An 18,306-nucleotide genomic window follows, 5' to 3' on the forward strand; every position below is an offset into this window, starting at 1 on the left:
GGCGAGTGGCAGCAGGAAACGGGAGCATGTCGCAGTTGCGTTCGACGAGTCCCGACCCTAGGGGCCAGGAGTTGGTTATCTAGTCAACAGACGGTTGCGCCTATCACGATCTCTGTCGCGCAACGTCGAGATTGACCACGCCGTGTCGCGTGCTAGATGCTCGAGAGGACTTCCGCTATTCTGTCAGTTGTTTAATAGCCGTACCATAATGACCATGGATCTCGACAAAATCGACGCTCGCATTCTTGACCTTGTGCAACGTAACAATCGCCTGACCAGCGACGAGCTTGGAGACAAGGTCGGATTGTCCGCAACTGGGGTCCAGCGTCGACTGAAGCGGTTGCGATCAGAGGGCGTGATTGAAGCAGACATTTCAATCGTTTCACCCAAGGCGATTGGCCGGAACGTGACGATGTTGGTCCTGGTCACCTTGGAGCGGGAGCGGGCGGACATCGTTGACCGGTTCAAACAGGCGATCTGCAATACTACCGAGGTAATGAGCGGCTTCTACGTCACTGGTGATGCAGACTTTGTTCTACTGGTTACTGCAAACAATATGGAAGACTACGAGCAATTTACCAGGCGTTTCTTCTACGAGAATACGGATATTAAGTCTTTCAAAACGATGGTTGTTATGGATCGCGTTAAAGCTGGCTTTACTCTGCCGATGCCTTTAGGTGCGTCAATTTAGATTGGTTCGGAAAGGAAGGCACCGGCAAAGTCATGTCTATTTTTCCTTGACCGCTGGGATGGTGTTGTGAACTGGCATCGACGGTCTACAAATATTCTCTCGATGATTGGGAAATATTGATAGCTTCGTGTGCTCCCGATTTCGGTTTCTTGTCCAATCGATCGAGAGGGTGACATGGCGTGCGAGCGGATACGGACGTCTCACGGAGTAAAAAGAGCTCCTAAACATCGCGCGACGTAAAGGAGCTAACTCCCGGACCTAAGAACGGTCATAGAAGCTTAGGAATGCGTCGGATCTTTGGCCAGTTCGTTCTCAACCTGTGAGAGCGCCTGACGAGCAATGCCAACGATGTCGTCGATCTCCGCCCTGGTAATCGTGAGCGGAGGAGCGAAACCCAGAATGTCACCGTGCGGCATCGCGCGAGCGATCAACCCGCGGTCTCGAGCTGCTTTCGACACTCGTGCCCCGACCTTCAGTTGCGCGTCAAAGCGTTGCTTGGTCGCCGGCTCAGCAACGAATTCAACCGCTGCCATGAGGCCAACACCACGAACCTCACCAACGATCGGCGAATCGCTGAACGCATCCTCTAGTGCCGTCTGGAAATATTCGCCGACGTTTGCGGCATTTCCGGGGAGGTCCTCACGCTCGACGATGTCGAGGACTGCATTTGCAGCTGCGACGCCAATCGGATGGCCAGAGTACGTGTAGCCATGCGAGAAGGCACCGACCTTCTGTGCACCTGCGTCGAGCACCTCATAGACCTTTTCGCCCACGATACATGCCGACAGTGGCGCGTACGCCGACGTGAGCCCCTTCGCGACGGTGATGAGGTCCGGCTCTATCCCGTACTTTTGCGATCCAAACATCGCGCCGGTACGACCGAAGCCTGTGATCACTTCGTCTGCAATCAGCAGGACATCATATTTCGCCAGAACCGGTTGGATCGCTGCCCAGTAGCCTTCCGGTGGGGGCGTGATGCCGCCCGTGCCGAGCACAGGTTCAGCGATGAATGCACCGACCGTTTCCGGGCCCTCACGAAGAATGAGTTCCTCCAGCTCGCGAGCACGACGTGCCGAGAACTCCAGCTCCGTCTCACCCGGATTTGCACCCCAATAATAATGGGGTACGCCCGTATGCAAAATGCCTGAGACCGGCAGGTCCATGTGGTCGTGATAGAAGCTCATACCCGTCATCGAGCCGGACACAACTGAGCACCCGTGGTATCCGCGTTCACGCGCGATGATCTTCTTTTTCTTCGGCAGCCCGCGAAGATTGTTGTAGTACCAGACCAGCTTCGCCTGCGTTTCGTTGGCGTCGGAGCCGGAAAGGCCGTAGAACACCTTGCTCATCTTGCCCGGCGCCATCTTGACGAGGCGGTCAGACAGTTTGGCAAGCTCCTCCGTCGTGTGTGCGGCGTACGTGTGGTAATAGGCGAGCTTGTAGGCTTGCCGCGCAATCGCCTCGGCGACTTCGTCGCGGCCGTAACCAACGTTGACGCAGTAGAGGCCGGCGAACCCGTCAATGTACTCGCGGCCTTCGGCGTCGCGAATGCGAATGCCCTTGCCACCTTCAACGATCGTGGGATCTCCGGCCTTCCCGGCAGCAAAATCGTGAAGCTGCGTGAACGGATGGAGGACCGAATTGCGATCCATTTCCGAAATCTTCTTGATATCCATGTCTATCTCCTTAATCCTTCAAATTGCCGAAGCAGGTGTACTTCTGCTCCATGTAATCACCCATGCCGTAGCGCGATCCTTCCCGCCCAAGGCCCGACTGCTTCCGTCCCCCGAACGGAATCGATGCACCCGTGAACTTTGGCGTATTGACGGCCACCATCCCGTACTCCAGTCGATCGGACATACGCATCGCACGATTCAGGTTGCTCGTGTATACATACGCAGCGAGACCGTATTCGGAATTGTTTGCGCGTTGCAGTACTTCAGCTTCGGTATCAAACGGCAGGATTGCGGCGACCGGACCGAACGTCTCCTCCTTCGCAATATCCATGTCATCTGCAACGTCAGCCAGAACTGTCGGAGGAACGAACTGGTGCCCCAGCGGAGAGATGCCTCCACCTGCAACGACGCGGGCTCCCGCGCTTACTGCCTGCCCAATCTGATCGCGACATTTCGCAGACACAGACGGACGAGTCATTGGGCCGATGTCGGAGCTGGGATCCAGACCATGTCCCACCTTCAGCTCTTTGACAGCGGTCGAAAACTTCTCCACAAACTGCTCGTAGATGGATCGCTGGACGTAGATTCTGTTTGCAGCAAGACAATCCTGGCCAGACGTCGCAAACTTCGCATCAATACAGCCCTCGACCGCGACCTCGAGAGACGCGTCATCAAATACGATGAAAGGTGCGTGACCGCCCAGTTCCATCGAGACCTTCTTGACCGTCTCTGCCGACTGGCGCAGCAGGATTCGGCCCACCGTGGTCGAACCGGTGAAGCTGAAGGAACGGACCTCCGTAGCTTCAAGAAGACGTTTGGACATCTCGGCCGCGTCGCCGTTGATGACCTGAAACACACCCGCCGGCATACCTGCTTCTTCAGCCAGTTTTGCGATGGCCAGCGCGCATAGCGGCGTTTCCGGCGCGGGCTTGATGATCATCGGGCAACCCGCTGCGAGCGCAGCGCCGGCCTTGCGCGTAATCATCGCGATCGGAAAATTCCAGGGTGTAACCGCCGCCGTCACTCCGATTGGGTGCCAGGTGACTGTCAGCCGGCTACCCGCCAGGTGGCTCGGAATAGTCTCCCCATAGGCACGTTCACCTTCGGCTGCAAACCAGTCGAGAAAATTCGCGGCGTACTCGATCTCCCCGCGCGATTCCTTGATAGGCTTGCCTTGCTCCGACGTCATGATTACGGCGAGGTCTTCGGAGTTGCTCCGCAGCAATGCAGCCCACCTTCGAAGAATCGCGCCACGCGCGGTCGGAACAAGTTCGCGCCAGCCTTCAAACGCAGCTCGCGCAGCATCGACCGCGGCATCAATGGCGTGCGCGGAAAGCATGTCCACTTGGGCAATCACCTCGCTGGTTGCGGGATCGATGACACTTATCTTCTCCTGGCCGGCTTTCCACGAACCGTTCACGTAGGACCGGTGTTCCAACAGGTCCGCGCGGCTCAGCGAAGCCAGTGCATTTCTTGCTAACTCTTTCACGACGTGTCCTTATAAGCTCGTCAAACGACGTATACATGGTAGCGTCGGTGCCTCGCTGAAAAAGCGCTCTTGAATTGACTGTGACGTCGAATTCCGGCGATGTTCCTCTCGCTACGCAGCTTTTCAACGCCGCGTGGCATTGAGGATGTATTCCCGTCGAGGCGACTGGCGACCGCACGACCTACGGCTCCTGGCCCGGCGCACAACACCTCCGGGTAGTCAAACGCCCAACGATTCCCTGCCAGTTGACGGTCCGCACAAATTGTGCGCGACGAAGACAAAATTGCAGATTATCTGCGTGATGTAGCGATCAAACGCCGTATTGCGCTTTTATTGCCGGCGGAAACTCTCTCCATTCCAGATGAACTCGAGGAGAGGCGGCATGAAACCTGGCTCACGTTGCGAAGTCGTCCAGATTGGACATCCCGCTGCCGACAGTGCTTCGCAACGCAACGTGACGACGGAGTCCACTGGCCACCATTCCGATTTCAGTGGCCTCGCGTACGCTCGAACGGAAGGGAAACAGCTATTTGGCGCTTCAGCAGAGGCACATTTAATTGGATGTGCATACGGCCTTCTATGGTGAAGAGCGTGTGACGGATGGTTCCTTGAGTTACCCATAATCTCGAAAGATTCACGACGGCGCTTTTTTTTGGAACCTGGCAGACCGGCAAGATGCATCCTGGAAATTCAGCGAGCACGAATGAGCACAGCACCTTTACTCACTGTCAAGCAACTGACACCCGCGTCTTTTTCTCCGTTTGGCTGGGTGTTGGGTAAAGCAATGGCGACTGCCGGCGACAAGCCGTTCTTCAAAGGCGCCACGCTGTCGATGTGGCGGGAGCACCTGTTCGATACGGGGGCTCCGAACGAGACCGAAATAGTGTGGGGCAGCTTCAGCGATGACGACCCGATTGTGCGCACCCTCGAGACACGCTTGTTGACTCAGCAAGCGGTTGTGCCACTGACCGGGCCGTTGATCCAAATTGTTGCTGCCAGCAATGAATCTGGTGGCCCTGACATTGACTCAATCAGAGCCTTTGAAATTCCAATAGGCATGGGGACATTCGTGCGCCCGGGATGTTGGCACGCAATCCGTGTGTCGAAAGGCGAGGTTATGGCTCTTCTGCTATCTCGGCAATCGACAACTTACGATTTGATTGTCCACCTGCACACGGGATGTCCAACAGCAGAGAGTTCAAGGAATTCAATTGTGCCGCGTCGGGTAGTCTTGAGGGAGGTCGAGTCAAACGAAATTGTCGATGTCGCATAAATCTTTTCGTTAATACCAAAAAGCGCAGTGATTTTCTGAATCTCTATTTCGATTGTGGTTGCGTGCGGATTGAAGGCATTCAATTCGAACGGCGTGGTTGTGCCTTTTGCTTTACATACGCTTATAACGCTACATTTTGAGTTATCTCACGTTCAATAACAGGTGGTGATCATGCGCAAAATTGAATCCCTTTCGTATATTGCGGCGCTCTCGTCGCTTTCATGTGCTTTCGCGGCCGTCTACCCGGCACCGGCGGTCGCAGATGAGACAGTGGTGATCGGCCATGTTGCTCCGCTCACTGGCCCTGTCGCACAGTTGGGTAAAGACAACGAGAATGGTGCAAGGCTCGCGGTCGAGGAGATCAACGCAAAAGGCCTCGTGATTGGTGGTCAGAAGGTCGTCCTGCAATTGGACGGTGAAGACGACGGCGCAGACCCGAGGACGGCTACCCAGGTGGCACAGAAGCTCGTTGACGAGAAAGTGGTGGCGGTCGTTGGTCACATGGAGTCGGGCACTTCGATACCGGCGTCAAAAATTTATAGCGACGCGGGAATTACGATGATCACACCATCGGCGACCAACCCGACGCTCACGCGACAGGGTTTCAAAAACGTCTTCCGCCTGGTTGCCACTGACGCGCAACAAGGTCCTGCGCTGGCAAACTATGCAAGCGAGAAACTGAAGATCAAAACCGTTGCGATCGTTGACGATGCTACGGCATACGGCCAAGGCTTGGCGGATGAGTTCGAAAAGGCGGCAAAAAACCTAGGTATCCAAGTCCTGTCTCGAGACACCACGAATGATAAAGCTGTCGATTTTCACGCCATTTTGACGAAAATCAAGAGTGAAAGACCTGACGCAATCATGTATGGCGGTCTGGATGCAACCGGGGGGCCTTTCGCCAAACAGTCCGCACAACTCGGCTTGCAGGCGAAGATTCTTTCTGGTGATGGCGTATGCTCTGACAGATTGGAGGCGCTGGCGGGAAGCGCGGTTGATCGCGTAGTGTGCTCTCAGCCCGGAGCGTCCCCGGAGAAGATGCCGGGAGGCGCCGCGTTCAAGGCCAAATATCAAAAGCGTTTTGGGCATGCGATGGAAATCTATGCACCGTTCACTTACGACGCTGTGTATATCGTGGTAGATGCGATGCGTCGTGTGAATTCGACAGATCCAGCAAAGATTCTGGCTGCGACGCCGGCCACCGACTATCGCGGTGTTACTGGTGAAACCAAATTTGATGAGAAAGGGGATCTTCGGAACGGTGTGATCTCGATCTTTGACTATCAAAACGGAAAGAAGACGTTCGTCGACCAAGTGACGATGTAAGCGGTTCCGTCCGGGAGCAATTGGTCGAGTCGAGCTCCCGGATGTTTGTCTCTCAAGTTTGAGACGTAAAGTAAAGAGAGGACTTTCGTACATTCTATTTTTCAAAACTGGATTATTGAAGGAGCGAAAATTAATTTTATGAGGTATTGGCAATGAGCGAAATATCAAGTGACGCCGGATTTCCAAAGCTTCGAAAGTTTTTCGATCGCGCGGAATATTTGGTTCGCTTAGAAAAAGTGCGTACCGAGATGGTCGCGAGAGGCATGGATTTGCTGATCGTGTCGGACCCCGCCAATATCGGTTGGATGTCGGGGTACGATGGATATTCGTTTTACAACCATCAATGTGTGGTTGTTTCGATGGATAACGAACCCGTCTGGTTCGGACGCGGCATCGATCTCAACGGTGCCAAAGCGACCACTTACATGACCGATTCCGCATTGTTCGCGTACCCGGAGGAGTACGTCCAGCGTGACTTGCATCCGATGGAGTACCTTGCTCGCGAAGTGATTGCGGGTCGTCACTGGGAAGGTTTGGCTGTCGGGGTGGAAATGGACAGCTTCTACTTTTCTGCGGCGTCGCTTACGACACTGCAGAAGCATTTGCCGAAGAACTCATGGGTGGATGCGACAGGGCTCGTTAACCGTCAACGCGCCGTGAAGTCGGAGACCGAACTGCGCTATATGCGGATCGGGGGGCGCATCCTGGAGAAGATGTACGCTCGAATCCTCGATTTGATCGAGCCGGGTATGCGGAAGAACGATCTGGTTGCTGAAATTTTCGCAACTGCGATTCGGGGTGTGGATGATTTCGGTGGGGATTATCCGTCGATTGTGCCTCTGGTTCCGACCGGAATTGAGGCTGCTACTCCTCATTTGACGTGGGACGATTCGAAGTTCCAGCGCGGTGCGGGGACCTTCTTCGAAATTGCAGGGGTTTATAGAAGATACCACTGCCCGTTGTCGAGAACGGTATATATCGGTCAGCCTCCGCAGAAATTCCTGGACGCCGAAAAAGCGGTTATTGAAGGAATTGAGGCTGGGCTTGAAGCTGCCAAGCCGGGAAACACGTGCGAGGATATTGCAACGGCCTTCTTTTCTGTCATGAATCGGCACGGTATTCAGAAAGGTGGTCGCGTGGGATATCCGATCGGAATGAGCTATCCCCCAGATTGGGGCGAGCGTACTACGAGCCTGCGCGTCGGGGATAAGACAGTGCTGGAACCGGGCATGACTTTCCACTTCATGCCTGGCCTGTGGTTCGAGGATTGGGGACTGGAGATTACCGAGAGCATCGTTATTACACCGACAGGTTCATCATGTCTGTGCGATGTTCCGCGGAAACTCTTTGTCAAAAACTGATTTGTTCTAAGTTGACGCGTGTTTCGGGAGGAGTGGATGAGGGCATTGCTAGTCAACTTCTCCGGAGCGCTGTGAGTTGATTGTTGTGCGAAACGGTGACGACCGGGGCACCGGTGATGTCAAATTAAGGTGTCCTGATCTGCCGCGAGGCGCCACACGAACTTTTATCATGGAGTGACCCGATGCGGGCTTCACCAATAACCCCCACTGTCGATTTCGATGCCGATGGCGAGCAACATGGGTTCTTGAAACTGCCGTACTCACGGGACGATTCTGCGTGGGGCGCGGTCATGATTCCGGTTGCGGTCGTGAAACGTGGTGAGGGGCCAACCGTCTTGCTTACGGGCGGCAACCACGGGGACGAATACGAAGGCCCCGTTGCGTTGTCGAAGCTTGCAGGCGAGCTTCGCGCACATGACGTGCGTGGACGGGTCATTATCATTCCGTTCATGAACTATCCGGCGTTCCAGACCGGTACACGCACTTCGCCGATTGACGCGGGCAACCTGAACCGCAGCTTCCCTGGCAGGCCCGACGGCACCGTGACGGAGAAAATCGCTGACTACTTCCAGCGGTACCTGCTCCCGCTTGCGGATTACGTGCTCGACATTCACGCTGGCGGTCGCACGCTCGATTTCGTGCCATTTGCCGCGATCCACGTGCTCGACGACAAGGCTCAGCAGGCACGCTGCGAGGCCGCGATGCGAGCATTCTGCGCCCCGTAATCGTTGCGGCTTCTCGAACTCGACAGCGTCGGGATGTTTGACACGGCAGTCGAGGAGGCTGGCAAGGTGTTCGTATCGACGGAACTCGGCGGCGGCGGTGCGTCAACGGCGAAAAGTGTCGCTATTGCTGACCGGGGCGTGCGTGGCTTCTTGCGGTACGCCGGCATCCTGGAGGGTGATGGGCAACCGGGTACGGAGCGGCGCACGACGACACTCCTCGATATGCCGGACGGATCCTGCTACACCGCCAGCGAACACGGCGGATTGCTGGAAATGTGCCGCGACCTGGGCGAAACGGTTACGTGCGGCGATGTCCTGGCACGCATCTACGACACGAGTCGCACCGGCGTGCCGGCGGTCGAATACAGAGCACGGCGAGACGGGATTGTCGTTGCCCGACACTTTCCTGGGTTGGTGAAAGTTGGCGACACGATCGCGGTTGTTGCAATAGTCGTCGAGCGTGATGTGGTAGTGGCCGGCTGAGTTGTGCTCGGAGACTCGCGATTGCTGCTATCCCGGCTATGGGCTCGCGTGGGCCCGTTCAACCTGTAACCTCTTCTGTAAAACAATCTCGATGTCTCAACTTGCACCCTTTGTGGACACAGTCACATTTGTGCCCCGGGAAAGCATGGCTTCGCCTTCATCAGGCGTCTATACGGTCAGGGTCGGACGGTCACGTTTGTCTTGCGGTTTGGCGTTCAGGAGTAGCGGATAGGTGAGCTTCATGGAGTTCTCCTCGACGGACAACTACCATGAATTTCACCCGCAATTTACCCGCAAAACTGTCGGAAGCTTGCGGATTACTCTGGATCAAACCGGATCGATCCCCATAAACCGGAGGCGCAACCAAAGCGAACGCATAAAGCCTCAACCATTCGCTGTAGCCCTTTACCAGAAACCCTCCTGAGCGTGCTATATATTGCCGGCGGGACGTTTCATAGACATCCCGGAGCGCAAACCACGGGACATGAGGCAAGTCATGGTGGACTAGATGGTAGTTGTTGTTCAGGACCAACTTAGGATCGCGCAGAGCCTTACTGATTGGAACTTGATGGCTCATTGGTAAGTGAAAATATTCATTTTTACCCGCAATTTACCCGCAGGTCGCTACCGATGCCTGTCGGGACGCTTTGAAGGTCCGGTCCGCTGGGATCAAGAATTTTCGATCGTTGCGAGTCAGTTGTGGGGCGGCTGGGGCAGTGGATTGTCTGACCGGGGACTCACCAGGCTCCGTTAGCCAGGTTCGAAGAGGATCTTCGAGGAGCAACTCGGTATCGCACCAAGTCCTACGGGCTAGCCCGGCTGCACGGTAATGGGCGCCCGTTAGACTCGCGGGGTCAGGAGAGGACTCGAAGGCTGATGTAAGTTTTTGAATTAAAAAGAAAAAATATTAATTTCTGTGCGAAATATACGCACTTGTATACGCAAAACGTCGGGATATTAATGTCCGTTAAAGGTTGAGCGAAAGTGACCCAAACTCTTCCCAAGTTGCTCTGGAAAGCTGGCTTTTCATGCTTTCCATTTAAAAAATGAGGTGATTCTCTTTCTCGATTCGCTGTGGCCAGCAAGCCAAGCTTCGACGTCGGTACCGCTGATGGGACCGCGATCTTCCGCCTACCGACCGGACCGCTGCGGGCCGTCAAGAAGTGGGACTTGATGGACGTTCGCTTGACGTCGCCCACGCTATTTGCACAGACGAAATCGGACAGTGCTAAGCTGAATTGATACTTGTCGCAAAGCGATTTGTTTCATAAAGCTTTCGAACATGTCAAACGTAATATCCGAATTGGGGTTTCTTTGCCCCAAGTGCAGCGTCCCAATGGAAGACGGTTGGGAAGTGTTGGCTGCAGGAGAGGTTCACCGCCTCACCTGCCAGTGCTGCGGCACTGAGTTCGACGGTTTGATTGTCGAATGTCTCGCTTGTGGGTCCGAGGACTTTATCACGAGCGTCTCTGAAATCGATCCCGAGGAAATCACCTGCTCTTCGTGTGGCCATCGCAATCGTCTCAGCGGGGCCGACGATGAAGAGTCTTGTTTTTGAGCGTGGACTTAATATCGGCGGGGAGCACATCGTGCTTACTCTGTTCAGGACGGCGCGCGGTTTTTCTCTTGAGCGACGGCTCATTGAAAGGGATCAAACGGCGTCCATTCAGGTCCTTCCGATAACTGCCTTGCGGGATTTACACCGGTTTGCAACTGCGGACCCTTATTCCGCAGAACTGGCTCCGTTGTATTACGAAGTTAGGCGTCACCTTGTAGAAAATCGCGTGGTCGAATAGCTAGGCGAGCGCGTGAAGGGGTTGAGGAGGGTGAGGATATGATTGCCCAACAGATGTCCCCTGAAGTAAGCAGACTTTTCGAAAAAATCATGGTCGCCAAGGACGACTCTGAATTAGCAGATTACGTCAGATCGCTCGTCACAGTGCTTGGCGGGGAGTCATATGTGTTCGTTTCCCTCCATCCCGGTGCTACAACGGCTAGCCGCGCCACGCATCGTTTTCTCATTGGCTGCCGCCCCGAATGGTGCCAGATGTATAACGCCAATAAATGGTACATGACTGATCCATTTTTGGAGTATGCGCGAAGCAACACTGAACCGATCACTGGATCGCAGATCGTCGTCGAAACGCAGGGCCAACGCGAAATGCTGGCGGCGGCAAGCAAAAACGGCTTCAGAAGCGGGATCGTTGTGCCCGTCCATACCAGCACTACAGAACGCATGGGCGTTCTGTACATCGGATCCGACGATAGTCAGGCAGTAGGGGAAAAAAGGCTTACCGCGCAGCGCTTGTATTTCAGGGCGCTCGCCATGGAATTGCTTGATTGGTCCATCCGAATGGCGAAACGCGAGGTCCTTGAGGCGCACGGTATTACTGAGATGGATCTTCGCGTAGTGGGCTACCTTAAAAGTGGATTTACCGCTGAGGACATTGCTCGTGAGCTTGACGTCTCGGTCCAGACCGTCTACGGAAACTACAAAAAAATAAAGGATAAGTTTGGGGTTTCGCACATCTCAGAAGCGGTTAAGTTCGCGGAAGTGAATGACCTTCTGGCGTAACACGGGTGGAGCGTTTTGGCTCGCACTCACTTTACCGATCGTCGCGGGCGTCTCGTTTTCCGTAGGACGCCCGTGGGCATTTGTGGCTGTGGTCCTTTTCGTTCTTCCTGCACTGGACGCGACGATAGGGCGAGGCACCCCACGATCGGGGAAAACCACCGAGCAGACAGATGAAGATCAGGTACCCTGCTGGTTCGCACTCACTTGGGCCTTAGCAGTGGCAATCGGTGCGTACCGTGCGTCAGCCGCGTCCTGGATAAATCTGATCGGGCTTGCTGTCGCGTGCGGAATGCTAAGCGCGACCGCAATGGCACACCTCCACGAGTTAACGCACCGACAAGCCAGGATATGGCAACACGTTAGTGACGTAGCATTTGTCATCGTCGGCTATCCGCATTACCGGGTTGCACACCGATTGCACCATCAACACGTTGGAAATCCGCAGTTCGGCTCGACGGCGTCATTGGGAACGTCGGTCTGGCGTCATGTTGGGCGCTCCTATGCAGCGGCCTTGATAGCAACGTTTTCTCGGCATTCCTACCCGTGCGGTAGGGTACCGCGTAGTCTTTTTCGAAATGCACTTTTCTCAATTTTTTTGCTGGGGCTGGCCGCGTTCCTGCAATGGAGGATCGCTCTTTTCTACATCGGATACGCTATTGTCAGCGTGTTTGTCGTTGAGGCCGTTGGGTACATGCAGCATTACGGGTTCGACCCGGACCTTTCGCGTACCTCGATCACTTCGTGGGATGTTGACTTCTGGTTGTCCAACTGCCTCCTGGTGAACAACGGATTCCACAACGCTCATCATCTGGACAGTGAAGTGTCCTTTCTGGGCCTTGCCGCGCAACGATTCACCTTACCCGGTGGCTACTTTCAGATGCTGTTGTTGACGCTTTTCCCGCCGTTTTGGTTTTCGACAATGGACCGGCGAGCAAAGGTCTTACTCAGGCGGTGGCGACGCCGGAACGTCTGCCTCTGCAATCAGACCTCGCGCGATGTTTATGAGATGCGCTGAGTCAAGCGTTTCGAGTCGGATCTTGACGGCATGCTCGGTATGCACATAATTTTTCTTCGTCGAACGAAAATACGCGGGGTCGTAGTAGTCCAGCATGATGCTCTTAAAGAGAGCGTCGATATCCCGACGTTCAGCCATTGAAACCCATTTCTCCAACGTCACTCCGCTTACGAGTGCTTTCAGATGACCAAGTTGAGCGACCAGACCTACGGGGTCTCTCTCGAAGTGGGGATACTCGCGGCGCCACATGGCGATTCTTTCGGGCATTGGAGTCTCGACTGCGAATAGACGTCCGCCATGCATTCTGTGAAACAACGCTTCTGGTAATTGAACGCGCCCAATTCGCTTGCTTTCACTTTCAATCCATACCTGCCTTGCTAGGTCTAGACGACCTATCTCGGCAAGCAGGAGGCTGTCGAACAATTTTTGACTTGGCTGCGCTCGACCTGGAATCGCTCCTATGATTGACCCGCGGTGCGAGGCAAGAGCCTCCAGGTCGATGACCTGCGCACCAACCTCCCTTAACGCAAGTAGCAAGCGAGTTTTTCCGCAACCGGTGGGGCCGGAGAGCACGTTGAGTTGCAAGTGCGTAGGGACTTCGTCAAGGCTTTGACGCACCCAGTTTCGATATCCTTTCCAACCCGCCGGGAGCCGCTCGACCTTGTAGCCGATCGTTTCCAGCGTGTCTGTCCAAAGCTTGCTTCGTTTTCCACCGCGAAAACAATAAACGAGAATTGAAATTCGCCGACTGGTCCGAAAAAACGGAAGCTCGAGGTGCCGGGCGATGTTTTTCAGGGAGTAAGCAACACCAATCTGATACGCCCGCATAGGGTCGGTGCGGTGCGTAGTCCCGACTTCCGCGTACTCATCGTCGAAGACGACCGGAAGGTTTATGGCTCCCGGCAAATGATCTTCGGCAAACTCGCGCGGGCTTCGCGCGTCGATGACCAGATCAAACTTTTTCAGAGCATCCAAATCATACATGTTGGGCTCCCCCTTATCACGATGCTGGCGGAAAGTCAATGCAAGATGGCGTTACCCCGATCCTGGAAATGCCGGACTAAACTTTCGCTTACTGGGCAGCCAATAGCCGCAACTTTCGGTTCGGGTTGGCAATAATTTTTGTATCGACGGAACGGCCGTTGCGCTTCGCTCCCAGCGTACGGCATTGGACGTCGGGGGCAGTGGATATTTTGTTTGGAATATAGGTCCGTTTTGTGCCGACGGGATCGGATCTCTAGGAAGAAGTTAAACGTTGGGCGCGTTATCGCAGGATGCGATAGGCCGGTGCCCCGTCAATGCAGGCGCTAGCCGCTGCGATCATTCCGTGACGGGTTCGAAGAGCAATCGGGGGCAAAGAGTGATGCGGCGTAACGCTGCATGAGGACGTGTCATGGATCACTCACATAACGCATGCCAGCCTCCAGGCGCTCGTGACGGAGCTACCTCAGCGTCTGACACCAACGCATTGCAGCGGCGTGTTGATCAGGCAGAGGCTGATGTTCGTCGGCTAACGGAGCGGTTAAGAGGAAAGGACCGACAGTTAGGCGAAATGGGGAAGGCGCTCTTGCGCACAGTGGCTTTGCATCATGCGATCGAGGAACGGCAGGAGGAGGAACTTGAGTCTTTGCGTGCGATGGTTCCGGCGTGGAAAATCTGCCCGTGCGTAAGCGACGGGCCGTCGGAGCATTCCGACGGGATCACAGTTCACCTGCCCTTTATTACCGAAATTCTTTCGGGGATGTTCGATGTCATGCACACTTTCTGGTCAGGTTATGACGAGAACAATCCGCCCAAATCGTCTGTGGTCGCACAGGCGATCGACCAACGTTTAAACCTCAGAGCCCAGCCCGGTGGCGAAGCGTCGCGCAGCGGACAAACGTACGCGTCAGCGATTCGGCCAGACTGGCTCAAGGAAGCCGACAGTCGGCATCACGTGCGGTCGCGGACCTGACGGGTCACCCAGACGGTAAGACGGGTTTGCCCGTCGCTTGATTCCCTTGCTTGAATGAACCCTGTAGGCCGGTACCTCGTCGGCGACAACAACAGGGTTTGTCATGAGCGAAACAATACGTCATTCGCTTGCGATTTTGCGGCGCAAGCAGGTCGAACGGGAAGTGGGGCTGTCGCGATCGACGATCTATCAACGCATCAAGGACGGAACATTTCCTCGGCCTATCCGGCTGGGTGCGCGCGCTGTGGGCTGGCGTGCGGGGGACATCGATGGCTTTTTGCGTGATCCCGCAGGCTACCGTTCGCCACTGGCATCTGACAACGGCGGAGCGGAGAAGACTCATGAGCGAGACTGACGGCGCACTCCGGCTCGACGAGCGTCTACGCAACTGGGCCAATGCGGACAAGGTTTGGAGTGACGCCGCAGACGCTGCACGCGTGGAGGTGGCGTGGCGTCGGCTTGCAACACATCACCAAGAATTGTTGCGTATGGCGTACGTGTGGCGCGCTGGTCGTGGCGTTATTTGCAGGCGTTTGAAAATTCCCCAACGGCCTTGGTACCGATATGAACTCGAGGTCACGCAAGCGAAGGCCGCGCTCGCTCGATTGCTGCATGAAGAACGAGTCTAAAAATATTTAGGAATGTTTCGGAATGATCTGGAGCAGGTTGGAGTTAAGGAAAAAACTGACCGGCCGAGAGGTCTTGCAACACGGATAGATTCATCCTAAAGTTGATCTCAACAATCTGCCCCGGTCAACGTGCATGGCACGACCGAGTACGCGTTAGCGGCCCCGAAGTACTGACCTATCTGCCAATGGCGTAATTGCCTGAATATGGGAAAAGCCTGCATTCGCAGGCTTTTTTGCGTTCTACCGCAGTGCATCTCGAGATTCCCCTTTGAACCGCGGTTTGTCTCCCGGCACCGCGGGCTTCTTGTTCGTCGTCTCAGATACAGGTTGGTGGTTCGGCGCATCACCTGAGGCGAGTGACTGACCATGAAAACGCTTCTAATCGCCACCGAACAGGGTGGTGCCGGCAAGACGGCGATGCTGTGTCAGTTCGCCCATTACCTGCATCGGGTGCGGCGCCTGCGGGTGCTCGTTATCGACGCGGCCGAGCCGCCATGTAGCACCGCCTCGCTGGTGCGGGGGGGTAGAGCAGTCGTGTTGCGCGGAGAAAAGTCGATCACAGAATCCGAGCGGGGCGACGTAGAGGCTCCGGGATTCTGGGTGTTGCCGACGGGTACCGTGCCGTCGTTGACGCTGGGGCCTGGCGATGACGGGGCTCGATACTACGCCAATGTCCGGCATCTGCTTTTCGTTGTGGCGAAGCTGGCGGATGTCTGCTTGATCGACAGTCCGCCCCTTCCGGATCTGCGTGCACTTTGCATCGAATCGACAGTCGACGCAATGTTGAGCCCAATTCAACTCAATCGGGAGTCGCTTGACAACCTCGCGGACCTGATCAATGGCCCACATGGTGTACGGCAGATACGTGCAAAGTTGAACCCCGCACTGCAGTTCGTCGGTCTTCTCCCGAACATGGTGGAAGCGACGTCGCTGGGACGCGCGAACGCCCGCGCCATCGAGACCCAGTTCGGACCCTGGCTAATTGCTGATCCGGGGAGACCGGGCGGGTATCTGCGCATTCCACGCTTCGTCGCAGTCCAGAGGGCACAGGCGGAGGGTGTGCCAGTGGTGGAGGTCGTCGGGAGGGAACCGGCTGCGTGTAGGGCATGGCAGACCATGCTGGCTTGTTTCCAGGCGCTGACCGGGTACTTGCGTCTCGATGAAATTGCCTGCGACGTGGAGGCCTGAAATGGGCGCCGCTTTGATACGACACGCCGCAAGTTACCGGTCCTTCGCTGCGCTCGCGCTTATTGCCGCTTGCGCATTTGCTTCGGGAATCGCTCATGCCGACGACTGGGGTTGCCAGGTGATTCTGTGTCTGTCGAACCCCGGTGGCCCGGAGCAGTACAGCGAATGCGTGCCGCCGATCGAGAGACTATGGCGGGCGTTGCGTCACGGCGATCCGTTTCCGACCTGCAATTTCCGTGCTGGCAGCTCGCAGGGAACGTTTGCGACCAACACCTTTGCATGCAGTGGTTATTGCCGTGAAGACCTGTTGTACTGGGGCGAAGCAGAGCAGAGTGAACTGCGGTGTGACGCTTCCGGCGCAATCAATGTCGATATCGACGATCAGCTCTATACCCGTGTCTGGTGGGGCGTAAGAGGGCAGGTGCTGACAATCACCGAATTCTATGGTGCCGGGAGTGCGCAGGTGTCCTACAACCCGACAAAGTCCGCAGCGCTCTTCCTGCAGCAGGCGGAGCAGCAGGAGAACGGCTTCGGCGGGAGGCACTGAAAATGCTGATCGACTTCATGGCAATTGCCCAGCAGTGCGCACCGCAAATTGACCCGATCACAATGGCGGCGCTTGTGCGCACGGAGTCCGGATTCAACCCTTTCGCGATTGGCGTCGTGCATGGCCGGCTGCTTCGGCAACCATCGAATTGGGTCGAAGCGATCGCCACAATGCGCGCACTTGAGGCCGCTGGCTGGAATTTTAGCGTAGGGCTCGCGCAGGTAAACCACGCCAATTGGCGCGCGTACGGATTGACGGAGCAAAACGCATTCGAGCCCTGCCGCAATGTGGCCGTCGGCGCCGCAATTCTCCAGCGTTGTTTCATGTTCGCACATCGTGCACAAGCCAATACGCAGGTGGCGCTTCGGGCAAGTCTGTCCTGCTATGGGAGTGGCGATTTTTCGACGGGATATCGCACCGGTTACGTACAACGTGTGGTGAAGAACGCGCAGCAGCCCGTTCCCACGTTCCCGATCACGGTTCCTTCTATCGCTCCGATCCCGGTGTTGCCAGCCGATTCAAGAATGTCTGCTAACCCCATCCGGCCATATCCGGTGGCTCGCCGACCGCTGTTGCCCGATCGAGACGGTGCATTAACGGATGAGCAGGGAGGTGAGCCGGGCAGTAGCGCGGTGGTGTTCTAAACCGCGATTCAGATGATGGCGGGTAGATAGCAGGCGAGAAGGAGTAAATCATGTATTTAGGATTGCGTAAAAAAACATATCATCAATGCTCGTTGTTGCGTCGTATTGTCTTGGCGCGTCAGTTGGTGAAGGAACTTGCCGTATCAGCTTCGACGCTACTGCTCTCGACATCGGCGTGGGCACAACTCTCGCAAGTCAATACGCTACTGAACACAATCCAGACGACTCTGCTTGGCGTCGGAGGTGTGATCTGCTCGATTTCCATCATCTGGGCAGGTTTCCGGATGATGTTCCAGCATGCCCGGTTCGGCGACATTGCGAACGTCTTCATCGGCGGACTCTTCGTCGGCTGTGCGACGGTGATCGCTGGCATGCTGATCCCGGCGAGCTGAGCCTTGGGAGTCGAATCATGAACCCCCTCAAGGATCCGGTTTTTAAGGGCTGCACCCGTCCTGCGATGCTGTGGGGCGTACCCCTTGTGCCGTTCCTGATGGCCGGTGGCGGCATGCTGATTCCGGCCATCTGGGCGCTGCTGGCGAGTCCCCCGCTGGGCGTCGCCATCCTTTTCCTGATGATTCCGGTGTTCGTGGCGATGCGTGTGATCACGCGCCATGACGATCAGCGCCTCGCTCAGTACGCGCTGCGCCTTCGGATGATGCTCGGTCAGCGCAATCGCTGGTATTGGGGGGCGCATGCCTACGTGCCCGTCCGCCTGAAAAGGAGGGCGTGA

At 55.9% G+C, this 18,306-nt stretch carries 17 protein-coding genes and 2 pseudogenes; 15 read left to right on the plus strand and 4 right to left on the minus strand.

Features of this window, described 5'->3' with window-relative positions; all coding sequences use genetic code 11:
* The first annotated feature begins 214 nt into the window (after nt 1-214).
* Complete coding sequence (locus GNZ12_RS35045) at nt 215-691, plus strand: Lrp/AsnC family transcriptional regulator (protein WP_172316543.1); 477 nt, start codon at nt 215-217, stop codon at nt 689-691.
* 278 nt (nt 692-969) lie between these two features.
* Here the strand turns inward: GNZ12_RS35045 and GNZ12_RS35050 are convergent, their stop codons facing one another.
* Together GNZ12_RS35050 and GNZ12_RS35055 are read right to left on the minus strand one after the other, a co-directional pair.
* Nucleotides 970-2,367: an aspartate aminotransferase family protein gene (locus GNZ12_RS35050; protein WP_216673470.1), complete on the minus strand. Its 1,398-nt coding sequence runs from the start codon at nt 2,365-2,367 to the stop codon at nt 970-972.
* Between the two features lie 10 nt (nt 2,368-2,377).
* Complete coding sequence (locus GNZ12_RS35055; protein ID WP_172316544.1) at nt 2,378-3,856, minus strand: NAD-dependent succinate-semialdehyde dehydrogenase; 1,479 nt, start codon at nt 3,854-3,856, stop codon at nt 2,378-2,380.
* Nucleotides 3,857-4,559: 703 nt separating this feature from the next.
* Between GNZ12_RS35055 and GNZ12_RS35060 the strand changes: the two genes are divergently transcribed.
* The 4 genes and pseudogenes from GNZ12_RS35060 to doeB all read left to right on the plus strand — a co-directional run bounded on the left by GNZ12_RS35060 (nt 4,560) and on the right by doeB (nt 9,024).
* Entirely contained in the window at nt 4,560-5,129 is a 570-nt protein-coding gene (locus GNZ12_RS35060; RefSeq protein WP_172316545.1) for an ureidoglycolate lyase, read from the plus strand.
* Between the two features lie 171 nt (nt 5,130-5,300).
* Nucleotides 5,301-6,455 (plus strand): branched-chain amino acid ABC transporter substrate-binding protein, encoded by a 1,155-nt coding sequence (locus GNZ12_RS35065; RefSeq protein WP_216673471.1) that lies wholly within the window; start codon nt 5,301-5,303, stop codon nt 6,453-6,455.
* A 152-nt stretch (nt 6,456-6,607) separates the two neighbouring features.
* Nucleotides 6,608-7,816, plus strand: coding sequence for an ectoine hydrolase DoeA (gene doeA / locus GNZ12_RS35070; protein ID WP_172316546.1), 1,209 nt, complete (start codon nt 6,608-6,610; stop codon nt 7,814-7,816).
* 182 nt (nt 7,817-7,998) lie between these two features.
* Nucleotides 7,999-9,024: pseudogene (gene doeB / locus GNZ12_RS35075) on the plus strand (N(2)-acetyl-L-2,4-diaminobutanoate deacetylase DoeB).
* Between the two features lie 190 nt (nt 9,025-9,214).
* Here the strand turns inward: doeB and GNZ12_RS44710 are convergent.
* A pseudogene (locus GNZ12_RS44710) lies at nt 9,215-9,556 on the minus strand (fatty acid desaturase); the annotation flags it as partial.
* A 1,302-nt stretch (nt 9,557-10,858) separates the two neighbouring features.
* Here GNZ12_RS44710 and GNZ12_RS35080 point away from each other — a divergent pair.
* Nucleotides 10,859-11,599: a helix-turn-helix transcriptional regulator gene (locus GNZ12_RS35080; protein WP_172316547.1), complete on the plus strand. Its 741-nt coding sequence runs from the start codon at nt 10,859-10,861 to the stop codon at nt 11,597-11,599.
* Nucleotides 11,583-12,614 carry a fatty acid desaturase gene (locus GNZ12_RS45635; protein WP_172316548.1) on the plus strand — a complete coding sequence of 344 codons (1,032 nt, stop codon included), beginning with the start codon at nt 11,583-11,585 and terminating at the stop codon, nt 12,612-12,614. Before GNZ12_RS35080 ends, GNZ12_RS45635 begins: the two co-directional genes overlap by 17 nt.
* Here GNZ12_RS45635 and mnmH read toward each other — a convergent pair.
* Nucleotides 12,540-13,598: a tRNA 2-selenouridine(34) synthase MnmH gene (gene mnmH / locus GNZ12_RS35090; RefSeq protein WP_172316549.1), complete on the minus strand. Its 1,059-nt coding sequence runs from the start codon at nt 13,596-13,598 to the stop codon at nt 12,540-12,542. The genes GNZ12_RS45635 and mnmH overlap by 75 nt on opposite strands.
* Nucleotides 13,599-14,166: 568 nt before the next feature.
* On the opposite strand from mnmH, the gene GNZ12_RS35095 reads away from it, so the two are divergent.
* The 8 genes from GNZ12_RS35095 to GNZ12_RS35130 all read left to right on the plus strand — a co-directional run bounded on the left by GNZ12_RS35095 (nt 14,167) and on the right by GNZ12_RS35130 (nt 18,306).
* Complete coding sequence (locus GNZ12_RS35095) at nt 14,167-14,568, plus strand: hypothetical protein (RefSeq protein ID WP_235993973.1); 402 nt, start codon at nt 14,167-14,169, stop codon at nt 14,566-14,568.
* 103 nt (nt 14,569-14,671) lie between these two features.
* Nucleotides 14,672-14,923 carry a helix-turn-helix transcriptional regulator gene (locus GNZ12_RS35100; protein ID WP_172316550.1) on the plus strand — a complete coding sequence of 84 codons (252 nt, stop codon included), beginning with the start codon at nt 14,672-14,674 and terminating at the stop codon, nt 14,921-14,923.
* Nucleotides 14,910-15,197, plus strand: coding sequence for a hypothetical protein (locus tag GNZ12_RS35105; RefSeq protein WP_172316551.1), 288 nt, complete (start codon nt 14,910-14,912; stop codon nt 15,195-15,197). The genes GNZ12_RS35100 and GNZ12_RS35105 overlap by 14 nt, the downstream gene beginning before the upstream one ends.
* Nucleotides 15,198-15,563: 366 nt before the next feature.
* Nucleotides 15,564-16,385, plus strand: a complete 822-nt coding sequence (locus GNZ12_RS35110; RefSeq protein WP_172316552.1) for a ParA family protein — start codon at nt 15,564-15,566, stop codon at nt 16,383-16,385.
* A gap of 1 nt (nt 16,386) precedes the next feature.
* Nucleotides 16,387-16,932 (plus strand): hypothetical protein, encoded by a 546-nt coding sequence (locus GNZ12_RS35115; protein WP_235993974.1) that lies wholly within the window; start codon nt 16,387-16,389, stop codon nt 16,930-16,932.
* Nucleotides 16,933-16,934: 2 nt separating this feature from the next.
* Nucleotides 16,935-17,576, plus strand: coding sequence for a lytic transglycosylase domain-containing protein (locus GNZ12_RS35120; protein WP_172316553.1), 642 nt, complete (start codon nt 16,935-16,937; stop codon nt 17,574-17,576).
* 50 nt (nt 17,577-17,626) lie between these two features.
* Entirely contained in the window at nt 17,627-17,968 is a 342-nt protein-coding gene (locus GNZ12_RS35125) for a TrbC/VirB2 family protein (protein ID WP_172316554.1), read from the plus strand.
* A 17-nt stretch (nt 17,969-17,985) separates the two neighbouring features.
* A complete protein-coding gene (locus GNZ12_RS35130) occupies nt 17,986-18,306 on the plus strand; it encodes a type IV secretion system protein VirB3 (RefSeq protein WP_172316555.1) in 321 nt (106 codons plus the stop codon).

Source organism: Paraburkholderia solitsugae (assembly GCF_013177695.1).
In the GTDB taxonomy this organism is placed as follows: Bacteria; Pseudomonadota; Gammaproteobacteria; order Burkholderiales; family Burkholderiaceae; genus Paraburkholderia; species Paraburkholderia solitsugae.